The following is a 16162-nucleotide window of genomic DNA, read 5'->3' as shown; positions in this document are numbered from 1 at the left end:
CGCCCGGCAACGGGCCGCGCGGCCGACCACTGACGAAGGAGAGCGCATGGACACGGAGCAAGGACAAGGCGGCGTACGCAGCGTGCGCCGGGCTCTGGACATCCTGTCGCTGCTGACCGAAGATCAGCCCACCGTTCCTCTCAAGGACATGGTCGACGCGACCGGCCTGCCCAAGACAACCGTGGTGCGCCTCGTCCAGACGCTGGAGCAGTACGGACTGTTGTGGGCGACGCCCGGCGGCTACACAGCCGGGCCCGGCCTGTGGCGCTGGGCCCATCTGGCCCACACCAGCTGGGAGTTGCCGCCGGACACGCAGAAGCTGTTGCGTGAACTGGTCGACCGGCGCGGCGAGACGGCGAATCTGATGATCCGCCGCGACATCCACCGTGTCTGCGTCGCCCAGCAGGAAAGCCCTCAGCCTCTGCGGCATGTGGTGCGCGTGGGCGACGAACTGCCGCTGTGGGCCGGCGCTTCGTCGAAGGTGTTGCTCATCGGGGCCACCGACGGGCTGCTGCAACGGGTCGCCGCCGCCTCCCCGCACGGCGTGCCCCATGTGCAGCAACTGCGGCTGTGGGCCGACGAGGCCGCAAGCCGCGGGTACGCCACCAGTCACGGCGAACGCGACATCGGCCTCACGGCCGTTGCCGTGCCCATCCGCACCCAGTCGGGTGTCACGGTCGCCTCCCTTTCGCTGAGCGGCCCCAGCGCGCGCATCACGGAGCAGGACATCGAGGTGTTCGCGGACGACCTGCGCGAAACAGCCGCACGCATCGCCTCGCAGGGCTTCCACCACCCCCTGGGGCCGCGCACCTAACCACGCCGGCAGCGGCGCCGCAGCAGGCGCCGCTGGAAGGAGACGTCATATGCACGTTCGCCCACTCGATGGAATACGCGTTCTCGATCTCACGAACGTGCTGGCAGGCCCCTACTGCAGCTACCAGCTCATGCTCATGGGTGCCGAGGTGGTCAAGATCGAGCGTCCGGGCCAGGGTGATCTGGCCCGGAACCTGGGCCCCGATCCGTCTCTCAACCGGGACGGTGTCGGCGCGTCCTTCCTCGCCCAGAACGCGGGCAAGACCTCGCTGGAGCTCGATCTCAAGGACACCGCCGACCGGGCCCTTTTCGAACGGCTCCTGTCCGGGGCGGACGTTCTGCTGGAGAACTTCCGGGCCGGTGTCCTGGACAGGATGGGCTACGGTGCCGAACGCCTCGCCCAGCTCAACGGACGTCTCGTCTACTGCTCCATCTCCGGCTTCGGACAGGACGGCCCGATGAGCGACGCGCCGGCCTACGACCAGATCGTCCAGGGCCTCACCGGCATGATGAGTATCACCGGCACCCCCGAGACCGCGCCCCAGCGCGTGGGCTTCCCCGTCTGCGACACCACCGGTGGACTGATGGCCGCGTTCGCCATCAGCGCCGCCCTGCTCCACCGCGAACGCACCGGGCACGGCAGCCGTCTCGACGTCTCCATGCTGGAGGCGTCGCTGTCCGCCATGGGCTGGGCCGTCTCCAACTACCTGGTCAGCGGGATCCCACCCGAACCGCTCAGCGACCAGAACCCCACCGCGGCCCCCTCCGGCACCTTCCACGCCCTGGACGGGCCGCTCAACATCGCGGCGAACCAGCAGCGCCAGTTCGAGGCGCTGTGCCGGCTGGCCGGAGCGCCGGAACTGATCACCGATGACCGTTTCGGCGAACGGGAACAGCGCAAGATCCATCGCGACGAGCTCAACACCGCCCTGAACGAGGCACTGTCGAGCCGTCCGGCCGCCGACTGGGAGCGCGAGCTGAACGCCGCCGGTGTGCCCGCCGCCCGGGTGCTCACGGTGCCCCAGGCCCTGGAACAGCCACAACTGGCGCATCGGAACTTCATCACCAGCCTCAGTCATCCAGGACGTCCCGGACCGCCACTGAATGTCGTGGGCAACGGCGTTCTCGTCGACGGGGAAGCCTTCAGCCCGCCCTCTCCGCCGCCGCTGCTGGGCGAACACAACGCCCGCCGTGAGGAGATCGCGAGCCGCTGGCTCAACGCGGCCGCCCGGACAGCCGGAGAGGCCGCCGCGTCATGACCAGTGCTCACAGCGACGCCAGTGAGGCCGCACAGTGGTGGGCCACCGCGGTCAGCCACATCGAACCCGGCAGCATCGAACTGCGCGACCACCCGGTGCAGGACCTCATCGGCACGGCAAGCCTGGTCGACATCATCTGGCTGATGCTGCGCGCGACCACACCCGCGCCACGCGAATCGTCCCTGCTCGAGGCCGCATTGGTCGCAGGTGTCGATCACGGGCCCCAGGCCCCTTCCATCGCCGCCGCCCGAATGGCGGCCACCTGCGGAGTCGGCCTCAACAACGCCGTCGCCACCGGTGTGAACATGCTGGGTGACGCCCACGGAGGGGCAGGCCAGCAGTGCGTGGAGATGCTCACCGACATCCGCGACCTCCACGCCCTGGGCGGCAGCTGGCAGGAGGCGGCCCAGGAGGTCATGGCCGACTGGCAGAGCCGCTCGCGCTACCTTCCGGGCTTCGGCCACCGCTTCCACCCCATAGACCCGCGGCGCGACCCGCTGATCCAGCTCGTCCAGCAGGCGGTCTCCGACAACGTCGTCAGCGGCGACTTCCTCAACGCGGCCCTCGCGGTCGAGGACATCCTCAAAAGACGCCGGGCCGGCGCACGGCCCGTTCCGATGAACATCGACGGAGCCACCGCCGTCATCTACGCCGAACTGGGCTTCTCCGCCCCGCTCGCCCGCGGCCTGTTCGTCCTCAGCCGCTCGGTGGGCATCCTGGCGCACGCGTGGGAGGAGACCGGGCAGGGCCGCCGCAACAAGGGCCCGATCCCGCGCAACGTCCTCCCGGCCCGTCTGCCCCAGCCGAAAGACGCGTGAACAATCCGCGTCACATCTCTTGCCACACCCCCGGCGCATCCCTAACGTAGCTTTCCGCCAATCGGCAACCACAGTACGGACCATCCGAACCGTACAGCGGACCATGATCCGCCCCGCAGCTCTCCTCCCCCCACTTGAGACTCCGCAGCCCCGCCACTGACGGGTATTTCGGGACTCGTCATGAAAGAGGGACCATGGACAGACGCAGCTTTCTCACCTCGACCGCAGCCGGAACAGCCACCACCGTCGCCCTGCTCAACGGCACACCCGCCCAGGCCGACACAGCCGACAACCTGGCGCGGCCGGTACCCGACCAGGCCCACGCCGCCACCGCCGCGAACTACCCCAAGGTCGGCGGCAACCTCGGCAACCACAGCTACTCCTCGCTCAGGAAGATCACCGCCGGCAACGTCCGCGAGCTCGGCGGCGCCTGGCACATCAACCTGGAGAACGGCTCCACCTCCTCCGCCCAGCAGTGCGCCGTCATCGCCCAGGACGGTGTGCTCTACCTGGCCACCACCCAGCAGAACGTCTTCGCCGTCGACGGCCGCACCGGACAGGTGAAGTGGAAGACGAACGTCGGCACCGACACCACCAACATGCGCGGCCTCGCCCTAGGCGAAGGCCTCGCGTTCACCATCTCCGGCGACAACAAGGTCTACGCCCTCGACCAGAAGACCGGCGCCGTCGTGTGGAGCCGCGAGCTGATGGTCGAGGACCAGGGCAACCCGGACTGCGACCCGGCTTCCGGCCAGTGCGGCGGCAGCAAGGGCGGCCTCGCCGGAGCCGCCGTGTACTGGGACGGGCTCGTCTACATCGGCACCCAGGGCAGCACCGCCGGCGCCCGCGGCCGCGCCTACGCCCTCGATGCCCGCACCGGTGAGGTCGCCTGGGTCTTCTGGGGCACCCCAGGCCCTGGGGAGTACGGCAACGACACCTGGGAGGGCGACACCTGGAAGACCGGCGGCGCCGTCTGCTGGATCCACCCCGCCGTCGACCCCGAACTGGGCATCGTCTACTGGACGTTCGGCAACCCCTATCCCCGCACGGACGGCTCCACCCGCGGCGGCGACAACCTCTTCGCCAACTGCCTGGTCGCCATGGACGCCAAGACCGGACAGCGGCGCTGGCACTTCCAGTCCGTGCACCACGACATCTGGGACTACGACGGCGTCATGTCCCCCGTGCTCGCCGACATCCTGGTCAAGGGCAAGAAGCGCAAGATCGTCGTCTACGGCAGCAAGACGGGCATGTACTACATGCTCGACCGCGCCACCGGCAAGCCGATCCACGGCATGGAAGAGCGTCCGGTGCCGCAGCACGCGGCCCAGAAGACCGCCCCCACCCAGCCGTTCCCCGGGGGCGAGCCCTTCGTCGAGACCGAGCCGCGTATCGACAAGGCCACCCGGCCGGTGCCCTTCTACCCGACCGGCGGCCTCTTCGAGGCCCACTGGGACCGCGCGACGATCATCTTCCCCGGCGCGGGCGGCGGCGCCGACTGGTCCTCCCCGTCCTTCAGCCACCGCACCGGCCTGGTCTACGTCGGCTACGGCCTCATCAACTCCGCCTACTCCAACACCCATGGCGGCCGCGTCAACACCGCACGGCCCCTCGGCGAGTACTTCGCCGGCGGCCTCGCCGCCGTCGACCCGCGCACCAACACCGTGGCCTGGCGCCAGGAGGGCGAGTGGTCCCTCGCCCACGGCAACGGCGTCCTCAGCACCGCCGGCGGCGTGCTCTTCCAGGGCCGTCCCGACGGCGTGCTCACCGCCCTCGACGACCGTGACGGCAGCGAACTGTGGACCTGGCAGTGCGGCGCCGGCGTCAACGCCAACCCGCTGACCTACGAGATCGACGGCGAGCAGTACATCGCCGTGCTCGCCGGCGGAAACGGACTGCCCTACCCGGACATCCCCAGGGGCGACCACCTGTGGGCGTTCAAACTCGGCGGCACCGTGAAGCCGGCCGCAGCCCCCACCCCGCCGTCCAAGCGCAACCAGATCCGGACCGCCGCCGTGACAGGCGACACCGCCAAGAACACCATCACGCTCGGCCGGACCTGGGACAACGCGAAGAACGCCCCCGGCGCCACCGAGAACCTTGTGGCCCAGAACGCCATGGCACCGCAGCACCTGAGCATCGCCAAGGGCACCACGGTCACCTTCGTCAACCCCGCGGACAACAAGTCCGCGCACGGCGCGGTCTCCTTCTTCGAGGCCGAGTTCGACACCGGGCTCCTCATGCCGGGCCAGTCCTACTCGTACACCTTCGACACCCCCGGCGAGTACTTCTACAACGACCCGGTCGCCCCGCAGAACACCGGCAAGATCGTCGTCCAGTAAGCCGCCCGCCCGCTGCACCGCGCTCTCGTAGCCGCTTCGCGGCAGCCCTGCACGCCAGTGCCGGCTCCTGGCCCTGACCCCTTCCGCGAGGCCGCCCCACCACGCTCTTTCGAACGACGTAAGGACGCCCATGAGAACCAGACTCCGCATGCGTCCGCTGCATGCAGCGCTCACCAGCGCCGCCACGACGGTCGGCATCACCGTCGCCCTGGTGGCCACAGGCACCCTCAGCATGGCGCAGGGCCGCATCGGTCAGGGCGCCCAGGAACTCGGCGACCCCGACTACGGCGTATGCCGCGGCGTCGACGCCCACTGCTATCACGACTGGGGCAACTTCGACACCACCAAGGGCTTCAAGGTCCTGCTCTACACCCGCACCGCAGGCCCCCGCCACGCCAACCTCGGCCCGGTGCTCGCCGCAGGCATGAATCCGCCCCTCACCGATGCGAACGTCGTCCAGAAGGCCGTGCTCAAGCTGGGCGCGGACAACGGCTTCCAGGTCGACTACACCGAGGACGTCTCCCAACTCGCCTCGCCCGCAACCCTGTTCAAGTACAACGCCGTCATCTTCTACTCCACCAGCCGAGACGCCCTCGACGACGCGGCTCAGACCTCCCTGCGGCAGTACGTCCGCGGCGGCGGCGGATTCGTCGGCGTCCACAACGCGTTCGGCACCGAGTACAACTGGCCCTGGTACGAGGGCCTGCTCGGCAACGCCAACTTCTACGACCACGGCCCCGCGCAGCCCGGCACGGTCGAAACCGTCGACCGCAGGGACGTCTCCACGAAGTCGCTGCCCTCCAAGTGGAACTTCTCCGACGAGTGGTACAACCTCGTTCCCGCGCCGACACGGGTGCGTGTCCTGGCCAACGTCGACGAGAGCACCCTCGCCAAGGGCGTGACCGGCAACTACAACCATCCCGGGCACGGCGAGAACCACCCCGTCGCCTGGTGCCAGTACTACGACGGCGGCCGCGCCTGGCTGACCACACTCGGCCACGACGCCAAGGACTTCTCCACCGACGGCTCCTTCGCGGGTGCCGCCGAGTTCCAAAAGCTCCTCCTCGGCGGCATCGAATCCGCCATGGGCAAGACGCCGTTCTGCAAGTGACGTCCGGCCGCAACCGGCCGGCCGGCTCCCGGCGCCCACCACGGCGCCATCACCCCTCCCGACAGGAAGGCAAGATCATCATGTACGACGAGACCCACACCCAGCACCAGGCCGAGCCGACAGCCCAGACCCCCGCGGGCTGGCAGAGCCCCGACTTCACAGTGGTCGACACCGCCCTGGAAGTCACCGCCTACTCGCTGCGCACGAAGTAGGGAGACGCCGCCGTGCTGCTGCGCATCCTCGGCACAGCAGCCGGTGGTGGCATACCCCAGTGGAACTGCGCGTGCCCCGGCTGCACCGGGGCCCGCCGACACCCCTCACGCCGACGCCTCCACGACGGACTGGCCTTTCAACCGGCGGACTCAGGGGCCTGGTTCCTCGCCAATGCCACACCGGACATCGCCGAGCAGCTCGAAAGTCACCCCAGCCTCAGGCCCGACGCCGGACAGGAACGCACACCCGTCGTAAGCATCGTTCTCACCGATGCCGAACTCGACCACACCCTCGGCCTCCTGCGGCTCAGGGAAGCCTCCCGCATCGACATCTGGTGCACCGAACCCGTGCGCAAAGCCCTGACCACACGTCTGTCCCTCAACGAGGTCCTTGCCCCCTACACCACGCTGAACTGGTACGACCTTCCCCTTGCCGGAGCCGAACGCCCCACAGACATAGGCGGACTCCACGTCAGCGCCATCCCGCTGTCCGCCAAGCGCCCCCGCTACGCCGCCGACGAACCCGCACACCCGGCCTGGAGCATCGCTCTCAAAGTCCGCGACCGAGCCACCGGGAAGACCGCACTGTACGCGCCGGCCCTCGCGACCTGGAACGACCGCCTCGACGACGAAATCGCCGACGCGGACTGCGTCCTGATCGACGGAACCTTCCTCAGGGACGACGAGCCCCGCCGCACAGGCTTCTCGCGGCGCACCGCCTCCGCCATGGGACACCTGCCCATCGAAGGCCCGCACGGCACCGCCCTCCGCCTCCAAGGAAGCGGCAGACAGATCCTCTACACCCACCTCAACAACAGCAATCCCCTGGTGGACCCGGACGACCCCGCACACGAACGGCTCGCCGGCCTGGGCCTGGGCGTCGCCGCAGACAGGATGGTGGTGTCTCTATGACCACGACCGCACCCGACACCACGCTCGTCGCCCGCCACCGCGCCACCGAGGACGGCCCGGCACCCTGGACCGCGGACGAGCTGGAACGCCGACTGCGAGAACTGGCGGTCAGCCGCTACCACGACCGCCACACCTTCAACCAGCGCATGCATGAAGGCCAACTGACACCGGCCGAGCTACGCACCTGGGTCGCCAACCGCTTCTACTACCAGTGCAACATTCCCATCAAAGACGCTCTCATCCTGAGCAAGCTCCACCTTCCCGCGCAACGCCGGTCCTGGCTGCGACGCATCCAGGACCACGACGGGCACACCGATCAGGACGGCGGCATCGAGAGATGGCTCCAGCTCGGCGAAGCCGTCGGCCTCCGGCGCGATGAGCTGCTCGACCATCAACACCTCCTGCCCGGCGTCCGCCTGGCCGTGGACGGCTACGTCAACTTCTGCCGCAACGCCAATGTGCTGGAAGCCGTGGCCTCGTCCCTGACGGAACTCTGCGCTCCGTCGATCATGCTGACGCGCCTGGAAACCTTCCCCCTGCACTACCTCTGGATCAAGTCCGCCGGCCTGTCCTACTTCCGCGGCCGTGTTCCCCAGGGCAGGCGCGACGGAAGCGAAGCCCTGGGCTGGGTACGCACGTGGGCCACTACGTGCGAGCAGCAGCACCAGGCCCTGGCCGCCCTGTCCTTCAAGTGCGACGTCCTGTGGAGCCTGCTCGACAGCGTTCAAGGAGTCGCTGATCAGGACCACCGCCATGCCTGACGCATCCGCCTGGCATCCCCGCCTGCCACCCGCCGCCCGCCTGCGTCACGACCAGGTGCGCAACACCGACGTCCTGCTCCTGCCCGAACGGGTCATCGTCCTGCACGGCTCCGGCCGGGCCGTCCTCGATCTCGTGGACGGCACCCGCACCGTCGACGAGATCATCGCCGCCCTCGTCCCGGATCCCGTCCCGGACACGATCCGCGACGACGTCATCTCATTCCTGCACAAGCTCCGTACAGAAGGCAGCCTGCGATGACGGCTCCCACCCCGCCCTGGGCACTGCTCTCCGAACTCACCCACGCCTGCCCCCTGCACTGTGCCTACTGCTCCAACCCCCTGGAACTGACCCGCCGTTCGCAGGAACTCACCGCCGGCCAGTGGGCCGACATCTTCCGCCAGGCAGCAGAACTCGGCGTCCTGCACACACACCTCTCCGGCGGCGAGCCCCTGCTGCGCAAGGACCTCGAGCAGATCACCCGCTCCGCAGCGGACGCAGGCCTGTACACCCAGCTGGTCACCAGCGGTGTCGGACTGACGGCCGAACGACTCGATGCCCTGGTGGATGCCGGGCTGCACAGTGTCCAACTGTCCGTCCAGCACGCCGACTCGCGCCGGTCCGACGACCTCGCCGGCCACCCTGCCTTCACCGCCAAACGGCAGGCTGCCGCGCTTGTCAGGGAGCGCAACCTGCCCCTGGGCATCAACGTCGTCCTGCACCGGCACAATCTCGACGCCCTGGACGCACTGATGGAACTTGCCGTGGCCTGGGACGCAGACCGGATCGAGCTGGCCAACGCACAGTTCTACGGCTGGGGCCTGCTCAACCGAGCCGCGCTCATGCCGAGCCGCGAGCAGTTGGCCGCCGCCGGAGCGCAGGTGGAGGCCTGGAAAGAACGACTCGACGGCACTCTCGAGATCACCTGGGTGGTGCCCGACTACTTCTCCGGCGCACCCAAGCCCTGCATGGGAGGCTGGGGCGCCGTCTCGCTGACTGTCACTCCGGACGGGACGACTCTTCCCTGCCCGGCAGCGGCAACACTGCCAGGGCTCGATGCGCCCAACGCCACCGAGCGGCCCCTGCGCTGGATCTGGGAGGAGTCACCCGCCTTCAACGCCTACCGAGGCACCGACTGGATGCCGGACCCCTGCCGCAGCTGCGAACGGCGGACCGAGGACTTCGGGGGGTGCCGCTGCCAGGCATTCGCCCTCACCGGAGACGCGTCCCGTACCGACCCGGCCTGTTCACTGTCGCCGGACCACGCGACCCTGATCGATCTCACGCGCCCCGGCACTCCGCCCGCGCTCGTACCTCGACGCCCTGCAGCAGCCAGTCGGTTCCAGGCGCGCACCGTACGGCACGTCCCGTGAGAGCGTCGAAGCACGTCAGGCGGTCGACAAGGCCAACAGCCTCCAGGTCCTCGTCACCGAACTCTCCCAAGTCGTCGTCACCGAGGAACAGATCGAGGCGGCACCGCGCCCGGTTGCAGTCGGCACCAGCGATTCACGGCAGAGCGGTGCACAACAGATCAGCGCAGAGCCTGACGACCGTCACCCGGTCCTCACCGAAGCCGTGCAGGATCCGGAGCGCGCGCGGTACGAGGGGCCGCCCTCGTCTCGACCTGTCTTTGACAACGGGCCGCAACAGAACCCGCAGACCGCCCCTGCCACGGCCCCCACCCGCTCCCTGCCGGACCGCAATCCAGCCCTCATCCGGGCGGTGAAGAATCCACAGCGGGACGCCGAACAGATACGGGAGCAAGCCCTGCAGCGCAGCCCCGCCCAGTTCCTGGAGCTCTACGCGCGGGTGGGCGAGCACGAGCGAGCAGTGATGCTGGCGGTATTACGGGAGCGGACCTCAAGCGGTCAGAAGGCGATCAGGGTTCACCTGGGCGACGCGCTCCACCCGGACGACCTGCCGCTGTGGAAGCAGACCCACCCCGACAAGGCGCCGGACGCCGAACTGACCGACGGCCAGGGCCTTACGGTGGCTGGCATCGAGCTGAGCGTGCTGCATACGCCGGGCCATGCGTCCGGCGCGGTCTGCCTGTACGCACCGGCCCTGACCGCCCTCTTCGGCGGCGACACCCTGTTCGCCGGTGGGCCGGGGGCGACGGGGCGGTCGTACAGCCACTTCCCGACCATCATCGAGTCGATCCGGGACCGGCTGCTGACACTGCCGGGCGACACCGTCGTGCGCTCCGGAAACGGAGGAGAGACCACCGTCGCCGCCGGGGCCCCGTACCTCCAGGAGTGGATCGGGCGCGGTTTCTGACGCCCACTCGCACCCCTCGACCGCCCGCTCCCGGCTCGCGTCCGTCGCGAGCCGATAGGGCGGGCTGTTGTCGGTTGTTCCGTATGGATCGAGTTCCGTGTTGCGCGCTATGAGGGACGCCTCGGAGTGCCCTGTGGATGCCTTGACAAGGGTTCTGGTCGACCCCAAACTATTGTTGCGCTCACCGCAATCCGTTTCGCTATACGCACCGAGGTGTCATGATGATTCCCGCGTGCCGTCTCGTGGATCTCCCGCGAGGTGAGGCTCACCGGCTCGACATCGATCCGCCGGTCTCGGTCTTCCACACCGAGGACGGCGAGCTCTTCGCCATCGACGACACCTGCACCCACCAGGACGCCTCGCTCGCCGACGGCTGGCTGGAGGGCTGCGAGGTGGAATGCCCGCTGCACGCTTCGAAGTTCGACCTGAGGACCGGCGCGGTCGACTCTCCGCCGGCCAAGCTCCCGGTCCGGACGCACGAGGTCGTCGTCGAGGACGGCGTGATCCACGTCCGGTTGTCCGCAGCTGCCCCCAACCTGCCGCCCTGCGTCGCAGCCCGGCTCGCCGGGGGTTCCGCGTGAGAACCGTCGCCGTGGTCGGCGCCTCGCTGGCCGGTCTGTCGGCGGCGCGCTCGCTGCGGAAACAGGGCTATGACGGGCGGCTGGTCGTCATCGGTGACGAACTCCACCGCCCGTACGACAGGCCTCCGCTGTCCAAGGAGTTCCTGGCCGGCACCCTGGGTGAGGCGGATCTCTCGCTGGAGACGGACGACGAGGACCTGCGGGCGGAGTGGCTGCTCGGCACTCGTGCCACCGGACTCGACCGCACCGAGCGCGCCGTCCGGCTCGCCGACGGGCGGGAGGTCCGCGCCGACGGCATCGTCATCGCGACCGGCGCCGCGGCGCGCACTCTGCCGGGGTCCGAAGGTCTGGCGGGAGTACACACCCTGCGTACCCTGGACGACGCCCGCGCCCTGCGGGACGAACTGGCCCGGGGCGGACGGCTGGTGGTGATCGGCGGCGGCTTCATCGGTGCGGAGGTCGCCTCCACGGCATACACCCTCGGGCTGGACGCGACGGTCGTCGAGGCGGCCCCGACGCCGCTGGCCGGACCCCTCGGCGCGCGAATGGGCGGCATCGTCTCCGCCCTCCATGTGGACCACGGCGTAAGACTGTTGTGCGGCGTGGAGGTCAAGAGGCTGAGCGGGGACGAGCGAAGCGAGATGGGGGTCCCCCCGGACGGAGTCCGGGGGAGGGTGGACGCCGTCCTGCTGGAGGACGGCCGCAGCATCCCCGCCGACATCGTCGTCGTCGGCGTCGGCGCGCGTCCGTGCGTCGAGTGGCTGGACGGATCCGGCGTCGACCTCGACAACGGCGTCAAGTGCGGTCCCGACGGCCGCACCAGCCTGGCCGGCGTGGTCGCGGTCGGCGACTGCGCCAACTGGTACGACCCGCGCGCGGGCGCCCACCGTCGCGTCGAGCACTGGACCGGTGCGCGCGAGCGTCCCGATGCCGCCATCGCCACACTGCTGGCGGGCGGTGCGGTGGAACCGGGCGTGCCCAGGCCGCCGTACTTCTGGTCCGACCAGTACGGCGTGAAGATCCAGTTCGCCGGTCACGCGGCAGCCGCCGACAGCGTGACCATCGAGGCGGGCGCCGCGGACGACCGTGACGTCCTGGCCGTCTACCGGCGTGCCGGAGTTCCGGTCGCCGTGCTCGGTATGAACCAGCCTCGGTTGTTCACCCGCTGGCGCAAGCAGCTCGCCGCCGCGAGCTCTTGACGCTGCCCTCGAGTCCTTTCCTGCTGCAGTTGCGCATGGCGCGCAGCATTGCCCCACGTGCAACACCGCCCGGAGTCTTTCCTCCTGGCGCGTGAATGGCCCCTCCACGACGTTTCCCGAGGAGTGCACCGTGACCTTGACCAGCCTGCCGGCCAGCCTGATCGCCACCCTCCCCGGCTCCTCCTACACGGATCCGGGGATCTTCGCCCAGGAGCAGGAGCGCATCTTCGAAACGATGTGGTTCTGCGTCGTGCGTTCCTCGGAGCTGGCAAAGCCCGGTGCCTTCCGGACCGTGGAGGTGGGCCGCGAGAGCATCCTGATGACGCGAGCGCGGGACAACTCCGTACGCGCCTTCTTCAATGTCTGCCGGCATCGCGGTGCCAAGCTCTGCATGGAGGAGTCCGGCGAGGTCAAGCGGGCTTTCCAGTGCCCGTACCACGCCTGGACCTACGACTTGAACGGCAAGCTCGTCGCGGCGCCCAACCTCATGAAGATGCCTGACGTCGGCCGCACGGAGTTCGGCCTGGTCAGCGTGACCACCCGCGAATGGCTCGGCTACGTCTGGGTCTGCCTGGCGGAGAACCCGCCCTCCTTCGAGGACGATGTCATCGGCGAGGTCGTCGGCAGGCTTGGCGACGTGGAGTCGATCGAGCACTACGACATCGACAACCTCGCGGTCGGCAAGCGGATCGTCTACGACGTCAAGGCGAACTGGAAGCTCATCGTCGAGAACTTCATGGAGTGCTACCACTGTGCCACGATCCACCCCGAACTCACCGAGGTGCTCCCCGAGTTCGCCGACGGCTACGCCGCTCAGTACTACGTCGGCCACGGCGCCGAGTTCGGTGAGGAGGTCCAGGGTTTCACCGTCGACGGCTCCGAGGGCCTGGACCGCATACCCGGCGTGTCCGACGACCAGGACCGCCGCTACTACGCGATCACCGTCAAGCCGCAGGTCTTCATCAACCTCGTCCCCGATCACGTGATCTTCCACCGGATGTACCCGGTGGCCGTCGACCGCACGATCGTCGAGTGCGACTGGCTCTATCTTCCGCACGTCGTCGAGAGCGGCAAGGACGTCAGCCGGTCCGTGGAGCTCTTCGACCGGGTCAACCGCCAGGACTTCGACGCGTGCGAGCGCACGCAGCCCGGGATGAGCTCCCGGATGTACGCCAAGGGCGGGGTGCTGGTGCCCAGCGAACACCACATCGGTGCCTTCCACGACTGGGTGAACGGGCGCCTCGGTACTGCCCGGCCGTAGTGGGGCGGGTCAGCCCAGGTAGCCCATCCGGTGGCTGATCTCCTCCGCGCCCTTGACCAGCACCGGGGCGAGTTCGTGCAGGCGCTCCTCGGTGAACCGGTACGCGGGCCCGGAGGCGCTGAGTGCCGCGATGACCTCGCCGTTGCGGTCGCGCACCGGCGCGGCCATGGCATGGAGCCCGACCTCCAGCTCCTCCAGGGTCCAGGCGTAGCCGCGCTCCCGGGCCTCGGCGAGGTTCTTCTCCAGCTTCGTCTTCGAGGTCAGGGTGTGCGGGGTCACCTTCTTCAGGCCGGCCTCGGCCAGCAGCGCGGTGCGCTCCTTGGCGGGCAGATGCGCCAGCAGGGCCTTGCCGCTGGAGGTGGCGTGCAGCGGGGTCAGCTGGCCGACCCAGTTGTGCGCGGTGACGGCCCCCGGGCCGCGTACCTGGTAGAGGTTGATCGCGTAGTGCTCCTGCATCACGGCGATGTTGACGGTCTCGCCGATCTCCTCGGCGAGCCGCTCGCAGACCTGGCGGCTCTGCTGGGTGATGTCGATGCGCCCCGTGACCGCGCCTGCCAGGCGTACGATGCCGAAGCCGAGGCGGTACTTGCCGCGCTCGCCCGCCTGTTCCACCAGGCCGCGCGCCTCCAGGGCGCCGAGCAGCCGGAACGCGGTCGACTTGTGGACATCGATCTCGGCGGCCACCTCGCTGACGCCGGCCTCGCCGCGCCGGGCCAGGATCTCCAGCACGCTGATGGCGCGGTCGACGGACTGCACGCCGCCGGGCTGCGAACCTGTCGTTTCAATGTCTGGACTGTAGTTGCTCACAGCGAAACTATACGCGTAATAAACAACAGCGGCCGAGTAACGGCATGGAAACGTGGACCTTGTAAGTTGCGTTGCTCGCAACCTGGTGCGTATAGCGGCACTCGTACTAGCATGCCTCGCGTATCTACGGCGCGAGCGAGACGAGGCACCATGGCTCCCTTGCAATACGACTTCGTCATCGTCGGCGGTGGATCCGCCGGCAGCGCACTGGCGAACCGGCTCTCCGCCGACCCGGGCAACCAGGTGCTGGTCCTGGAGGCGGGCCGGCCCGACTACCCGTGGGACGTCTTCATCCACATGCCCGCGGCGCTGACGTATCCGATCGGCAGCCGGTTCTACGACTGGAAGTACGAGTCGGAACCCGAGCCGCACATGGGCGGCCGACGCATTTATCACGCGCGCGGCAAGGTGCTGGGCGGTTCCAGCAGTATCAACGGCATGATCTTCCAGCGCGGCAACCCCATGGACTACGAGCGCTGGGCGGCCGAGGCCGGCATGGAGTCCTGGGACTACGCGCACTGTCTGCCGTACTTCAAGCGGATGGAGAACTGTCTCGCGGCCGAACCCGACGACGAGTTCCGCGGCCACGACGGTCCCCTCGTCCTTGAGCGCGGCCCCGCCACGAACCCGCTGTTCGGCGCCTTTCTCAAGGCCACGCAGGAGGCGGGTCACGCCCCCACCGACGACGTCAACGGCTACCGGCAGGAAGGTTTCGCGCAGTTCGACCGCAACGTCAGCCGCGGCCGCCGGCTGTCGGCCTCGAAGGCGTACCTCAAGCCCGTGAAGAAGCGGCCCAACCTCACCGTCACCACCCGGGCACTGGTCACCCGCGTCCTCTTCGAGGGCAAGAAGGCCGTCGGTGTCGAGTACCGGCGCCGCGGCAAGGTCCAGCAGGTGCGTGCCCGCGAGGTCATCCTCTGCGGCGGCGCGATCAACTCCCCGCAGCTGCTCCAGCTCTCCGGAGTCGGCAACGCCGCCGAACTGTCCGCCCTGGGCATCGACGTCGTCCACGACCTGCCGGGCGTCGGCGAGAACATGCAGGACCACCTGGAGGTGTACATCCAGTACGCCTGCAAGCAGCCCGTCTCCATGCAGCCGTACATGGCGAAGTGGCGAGCGCCCTTCATCGGCCTGCAATGGCTCTTCCGCAAGGGCCCCGCCGCGACCAACCACTTCGAGGCCGGCGGCTTTGCCCGCAGCAACGAGGACGTGGACTACCCCAACCTGATGTTCCACTTCCTGCCGATCGCGGTCCGCTACGACGGCTCCTCGCCGGCCGGCGGCCATGGCTACCAGGTGCACGTCGGGCCCATGTACTCCGACGCCATCGGCTCGGTGAAGATCAAGAGCAAGGACCCGCAGGAGCACCCGGCGCTGCGCTTCAACTACCTCTCCACCGAGCAGGACCGCCGCGAGTGGGTCGAATCGATCCGGGTCGCCCGCGAGCTCCTCAACCGGCCGGCCCTGGCCCCCTACAACGACGGCGAGATCTCACCCGGCCCGGCCGTGGCGAGCGATGAGGAGATCCTCGCCTGGGTCGCCGAGGAGGGCGAGACCGCCCTGCATCCTTCCTGCACCTGCAAGATGGGCACTGACGAGATGTCCGTCGTCGACCCCACCAGCATGCGTGTGCACGGCGTGGAGGGACTGCGCGTCGTCGACGCGTCGGTGATGCCCTACGTCACCAACGGCAACATCTACGCGCCGGTGATGATGATCGCGGAGAAGGCGGCCGACCTCATCCTCGGCAAGGAGCCGCTGCCCGCCTCCAAGGCCGCGTACTACCGATACCGGGATGCCCGGAAGTAGGG

At 68.9% G+C, this 16162-nt stretch carries 16 protein-coding genes; 15 read left to right on the top strand and 1 reads right to left on the bottom strand.

The annotated features are described in order from the left end of the window. Positions 1-46 precede the first annotated feature (46 nt). The 14 genes from OG410_RS00965 (at position 47) to OG410_RS00900 (ending at position 13544) form a co-directional block, all read left to right on the top strand. Entirely contained in the window at positions 47-814 is a 768-nt protein-coding gene (locus OG410_RS00965; protein WP_328457438.1) for an IclR family transcriptional regulator, read from the top strand. A gap of 49 nt (positions 815-863) precedes the next feature. Continuing rightward, entirely contained in the window at positions 864-2072 is a 1209-nt protein-coding gene (locus OG410_RS00960; protein WP_329297285.1) for a CaiB/BaiF CoA transferase family protein, read from the top strand. After that, positions 2069-2890, top strand: coding sequence for a citryl-CoA lyase (locus OG410_RS00955; RefSeq protein ID WP_329297284.1), 822 nt, complete (start codon positions 2069-2071; stop codon positions 2888-2890). The genes OG410_RS00960 and OG410_RS00955 overlap by 4 nt, the downstream gene beginning before the upstream one ends. Before the next feature lie 194 nt (positions 2891-3084). Beyond that, the gene (locus tag OG410_RS00950; protein WP_329297283.1) at positions 3085-5232 is read left to right on the top strand and encodes an outer membrane protein assembly factor BamB family protein; all 2148 of its coding nucleotides are present in this window, start codon (positions 3085-3087) and stop codon (positions 5230-5232) included. A gap of 130 nt (positions 5233-5362) precedes the next feature. Beyond that, a complete protein-coding gene (locus OG410_RS00945) occupies positions 5363-6343 on the top strand; it encodes a ThuA domain-containing protein (RefSeq protein ID WP_329297282.1) in 981 nt (326 codons plus the stop codon). An 80-nt stretch (positions 6344-6423) separates the two neighbouring features. Beyond that, positions 6424-6555, top strand: coding sequence for a pyrroloquinoline quinone precursor peptide PqqA (pqqA, locus tag OG410_RS00940; protein ID WP_329297281.1), 132 nt, complete (start codon positions 6424-6426; stop codon positions 6553-6555). Between the two features lie 12 nt (positions 6556-6567). Beyond that, positions 6568-7467, top strand: a complete 900-nt coding sequence (gene pqqB, locus OG410_RS00935) for a pyrroloquinoline quinone biosynthesis protein PqqB (protein ID WP_329297280.1) — start codon at positions 6568-6570, stop codon at positions 7465-7467. Beyond that, on the top strand, positions 7464-8228 hold the full coding sequence (pqqC, locus tag OG410_RS00930; RefSeq protein WP_329297279.1) for a pyrroloquinoline-quinone synthase PqqC: 765 nt from the start codon (positions 7464-7466) through the stop codon (positions 8226-8228). Before pqqB ends, pqqC begins: the two co-directional genes overlap by 4 nt. Beyond that, complete coding sequence (gene pqqD / locus OG410_RS00925; RefSeq protein ID WP_329297278.1) at positions 8221-8487, top strand: pyrroloquinoline quinone biosynthesis peptide chaperone PqqD; 267 nt, start codon at positions 8221-8223, stop codon at positions 8485-8487. The genes pqqC and pqqD overlap by 8 nt, the downstream gene beginning before the upstream one ends. Next, positions 8484-9599, top strand: coding sequence for a pyrroloquinoline quinone biosynthesis protein PqqE (gene pqqE / locus OG410_RS00920; RefSeq protein WP_329297277.1), 1116 nt, complete (start codon positions 8484-8486; stop codon positions 9597-9599). The genes pqqD and pqqE overlap by 4 nt, the downstream gene beginning before the upstream one ends. A gap of 349 nt (positions 9600-9948) precedes the next feature. Further along, positions 9949-10503 carry an MBL fold metallo-hydrolase gene (locus tag OG410_RS00915; RefSeq protein ID WP_329297276.1) on the top strand — a complete coding sequence of 185 codons (555 nt, stop codon included), beginning with the start codon at positions 9949-9951 and terminating at the stop codon, positions 10501-10503. A gap of 218 nt (positions 10504-10721) precedes the next feature. After that, positions 10722-11084: a bifunctional 3-phenylpropionate/cinnamic acid dioxygenase ferredoxin subunit gene (locus tag OG410_RS00910; RefSeq protein WP_329297275.1), complete on the top strand. Its 363-nt coding sequence runs from the start codon at positions 10722-10724 to the stop codon at positions 11082-11084. Continuing rightward, positions 11081-12283 carry an NAD(P)/FAD-dependent oxidoreductase gene (locus tag OG410_RS00905; protein WP_329297274.1) on the top strand — a complete coding sequence of 401 codons (1203 nt, stop codon included), beginning with the start codon at positions 11081-11083 and terminating at the stop codon, positions 12281-12283. Before OG410_RS00910 ends, OG410_RS00905 begins: the two co-directional genes overlap by 4 nt. Before the next feature lie 130 nt (positions 12284-12413). Beyond that, the gene (locus tag OG410_RS00900; RefSeq protein ID WP_329297273.1) at positions 12414-13544 is read left to right on the top strand and encodes an aromatic ring-hydroxylating oxygenase subunit alpha; all 1131 of its coding nucleotides are present in this window, start codon (positions 12414-12416) and stop codon (positions 13542-13544) included. A 9-nt stretch (positions 13545-13553) separates the two neighbouring features. Here OG410_RS00900 and OG410_RS00895 read toward each other — a convergent pair whose 3' ends face one another. Next, on the bottom strand, positions 13554-14300 hold the full coding sequence (locus tag OG410_RS00895) for an IclR family transcriptional regulator (protein ID WP_329303987.1): 747 nt from the start codon (positions 14298-14300) through the stop codon (positions 13554-13556). Between the two features lie 201 nt (positions 14301-14501). On the opposite strand from OG410_RS00895, the gene betA reads away from it, so the two are divergent. Continuing rightward, positions 14502-16160, top strand: coding sequence for a choline dehydrogenase (gene betA / locus OG410_RS00890; protein WP_329297272.1), 1659 nt, complete (start codon positions 14502-14504; stop codon positions 16158-16160). The last annotated feature ends 2 nt before the right edge of the window (positions 16161-16162 follow it).

This window comes from Streptomyces sp. NBC_00659 (assembly GCF_036226925.1).
Lineage (GTDB): Bacteria > Actinomycetota > Actinomycetes > Streptomycetales > Streptomycetaceae > Streptomyces.
Note: the sequence above shows the minus strand (reverse complement) of the source record. Positions and strands in the feature narration are given on the sequence as shown.

Excerpts from the sequence above, each read along its gene's own strand:
- OG410_RS00945 (WP_329297282.1), top strand. The coding sequence starts at position 5,363 with ATGAGAACCAGACTCCGCATGCGTCCGCTGCATGCAGCGCTCACCAGC.
- OG410_RS00950 (WP_329297283.1), top strand. The coding sequence starts at position 3,085 with ATGGACAGACGCAGCTTTCTCACCTCGACCGCAGCCGGAACAGCCACC.
- betA (WP_329297272.1), top strand. The coding sequence starts at position 14,502 with ATGGCTCCCTTGCAATACGACTTCGTCATCGTCGGCGGTGGATCCGCC.
- pqqD (WP_329297278.1), top strand. The coding sequence starts at position 8,221 with ATGCCTGACGCATCCGCCTGGCATCCCCGCCTGCCACCCGCCGCCCGC.
- OG410_RS00955 (WP_329297284.1), top strand. The coding sequence starts at position 2,069 with ATGACCAGTGCTCACAGCGACGCCAGTGAGGCCGCACAGTGGTGGGCC.
- OG410_RS00965 (WP_328457438.1), top strand. The coding sequence starts at position 47 with ATGGACACGGAGCAAGGACAAGGCGGCGTACGCAGCGTGCGCCGGGCT.
- pqqA (WP_329297281.1), top strand. The coding sequence starts at position 6,424 with ATGTACGACGAGACCCACACCCAGCACCAGGCCGAGCCGACAGCCCAG.
- pqqC (WP_329297279.1), top strand. The coding sequence starts at position 7,464 with ATGACCACGACCGCACCCGACACCACGCTCGTCGCCCGCCACCGCGCC.
- OG410_RS00960 (WP_329297285.1), top strand. The coding sequence starts at position 864 with ATGCACGTTCGCCCACTCGATGGAATACGCGTTCTCGATCTCACGAAC.
- OG410_RS00910 (WP_329297275.1), top strand. The coding sequence starts at position 10,722 with ATGATGATTCCCGCGTGCCGTCTCGTGGATCTCCCGCGAGGTGAGGCT.
- pqqE (WP_329297277.1), top strand. The coding sequence starts at position 8,484 with ATGACGGCTCCCACCCCGCCCTGGGCACTGCTCTCCGAACTCACCCAC.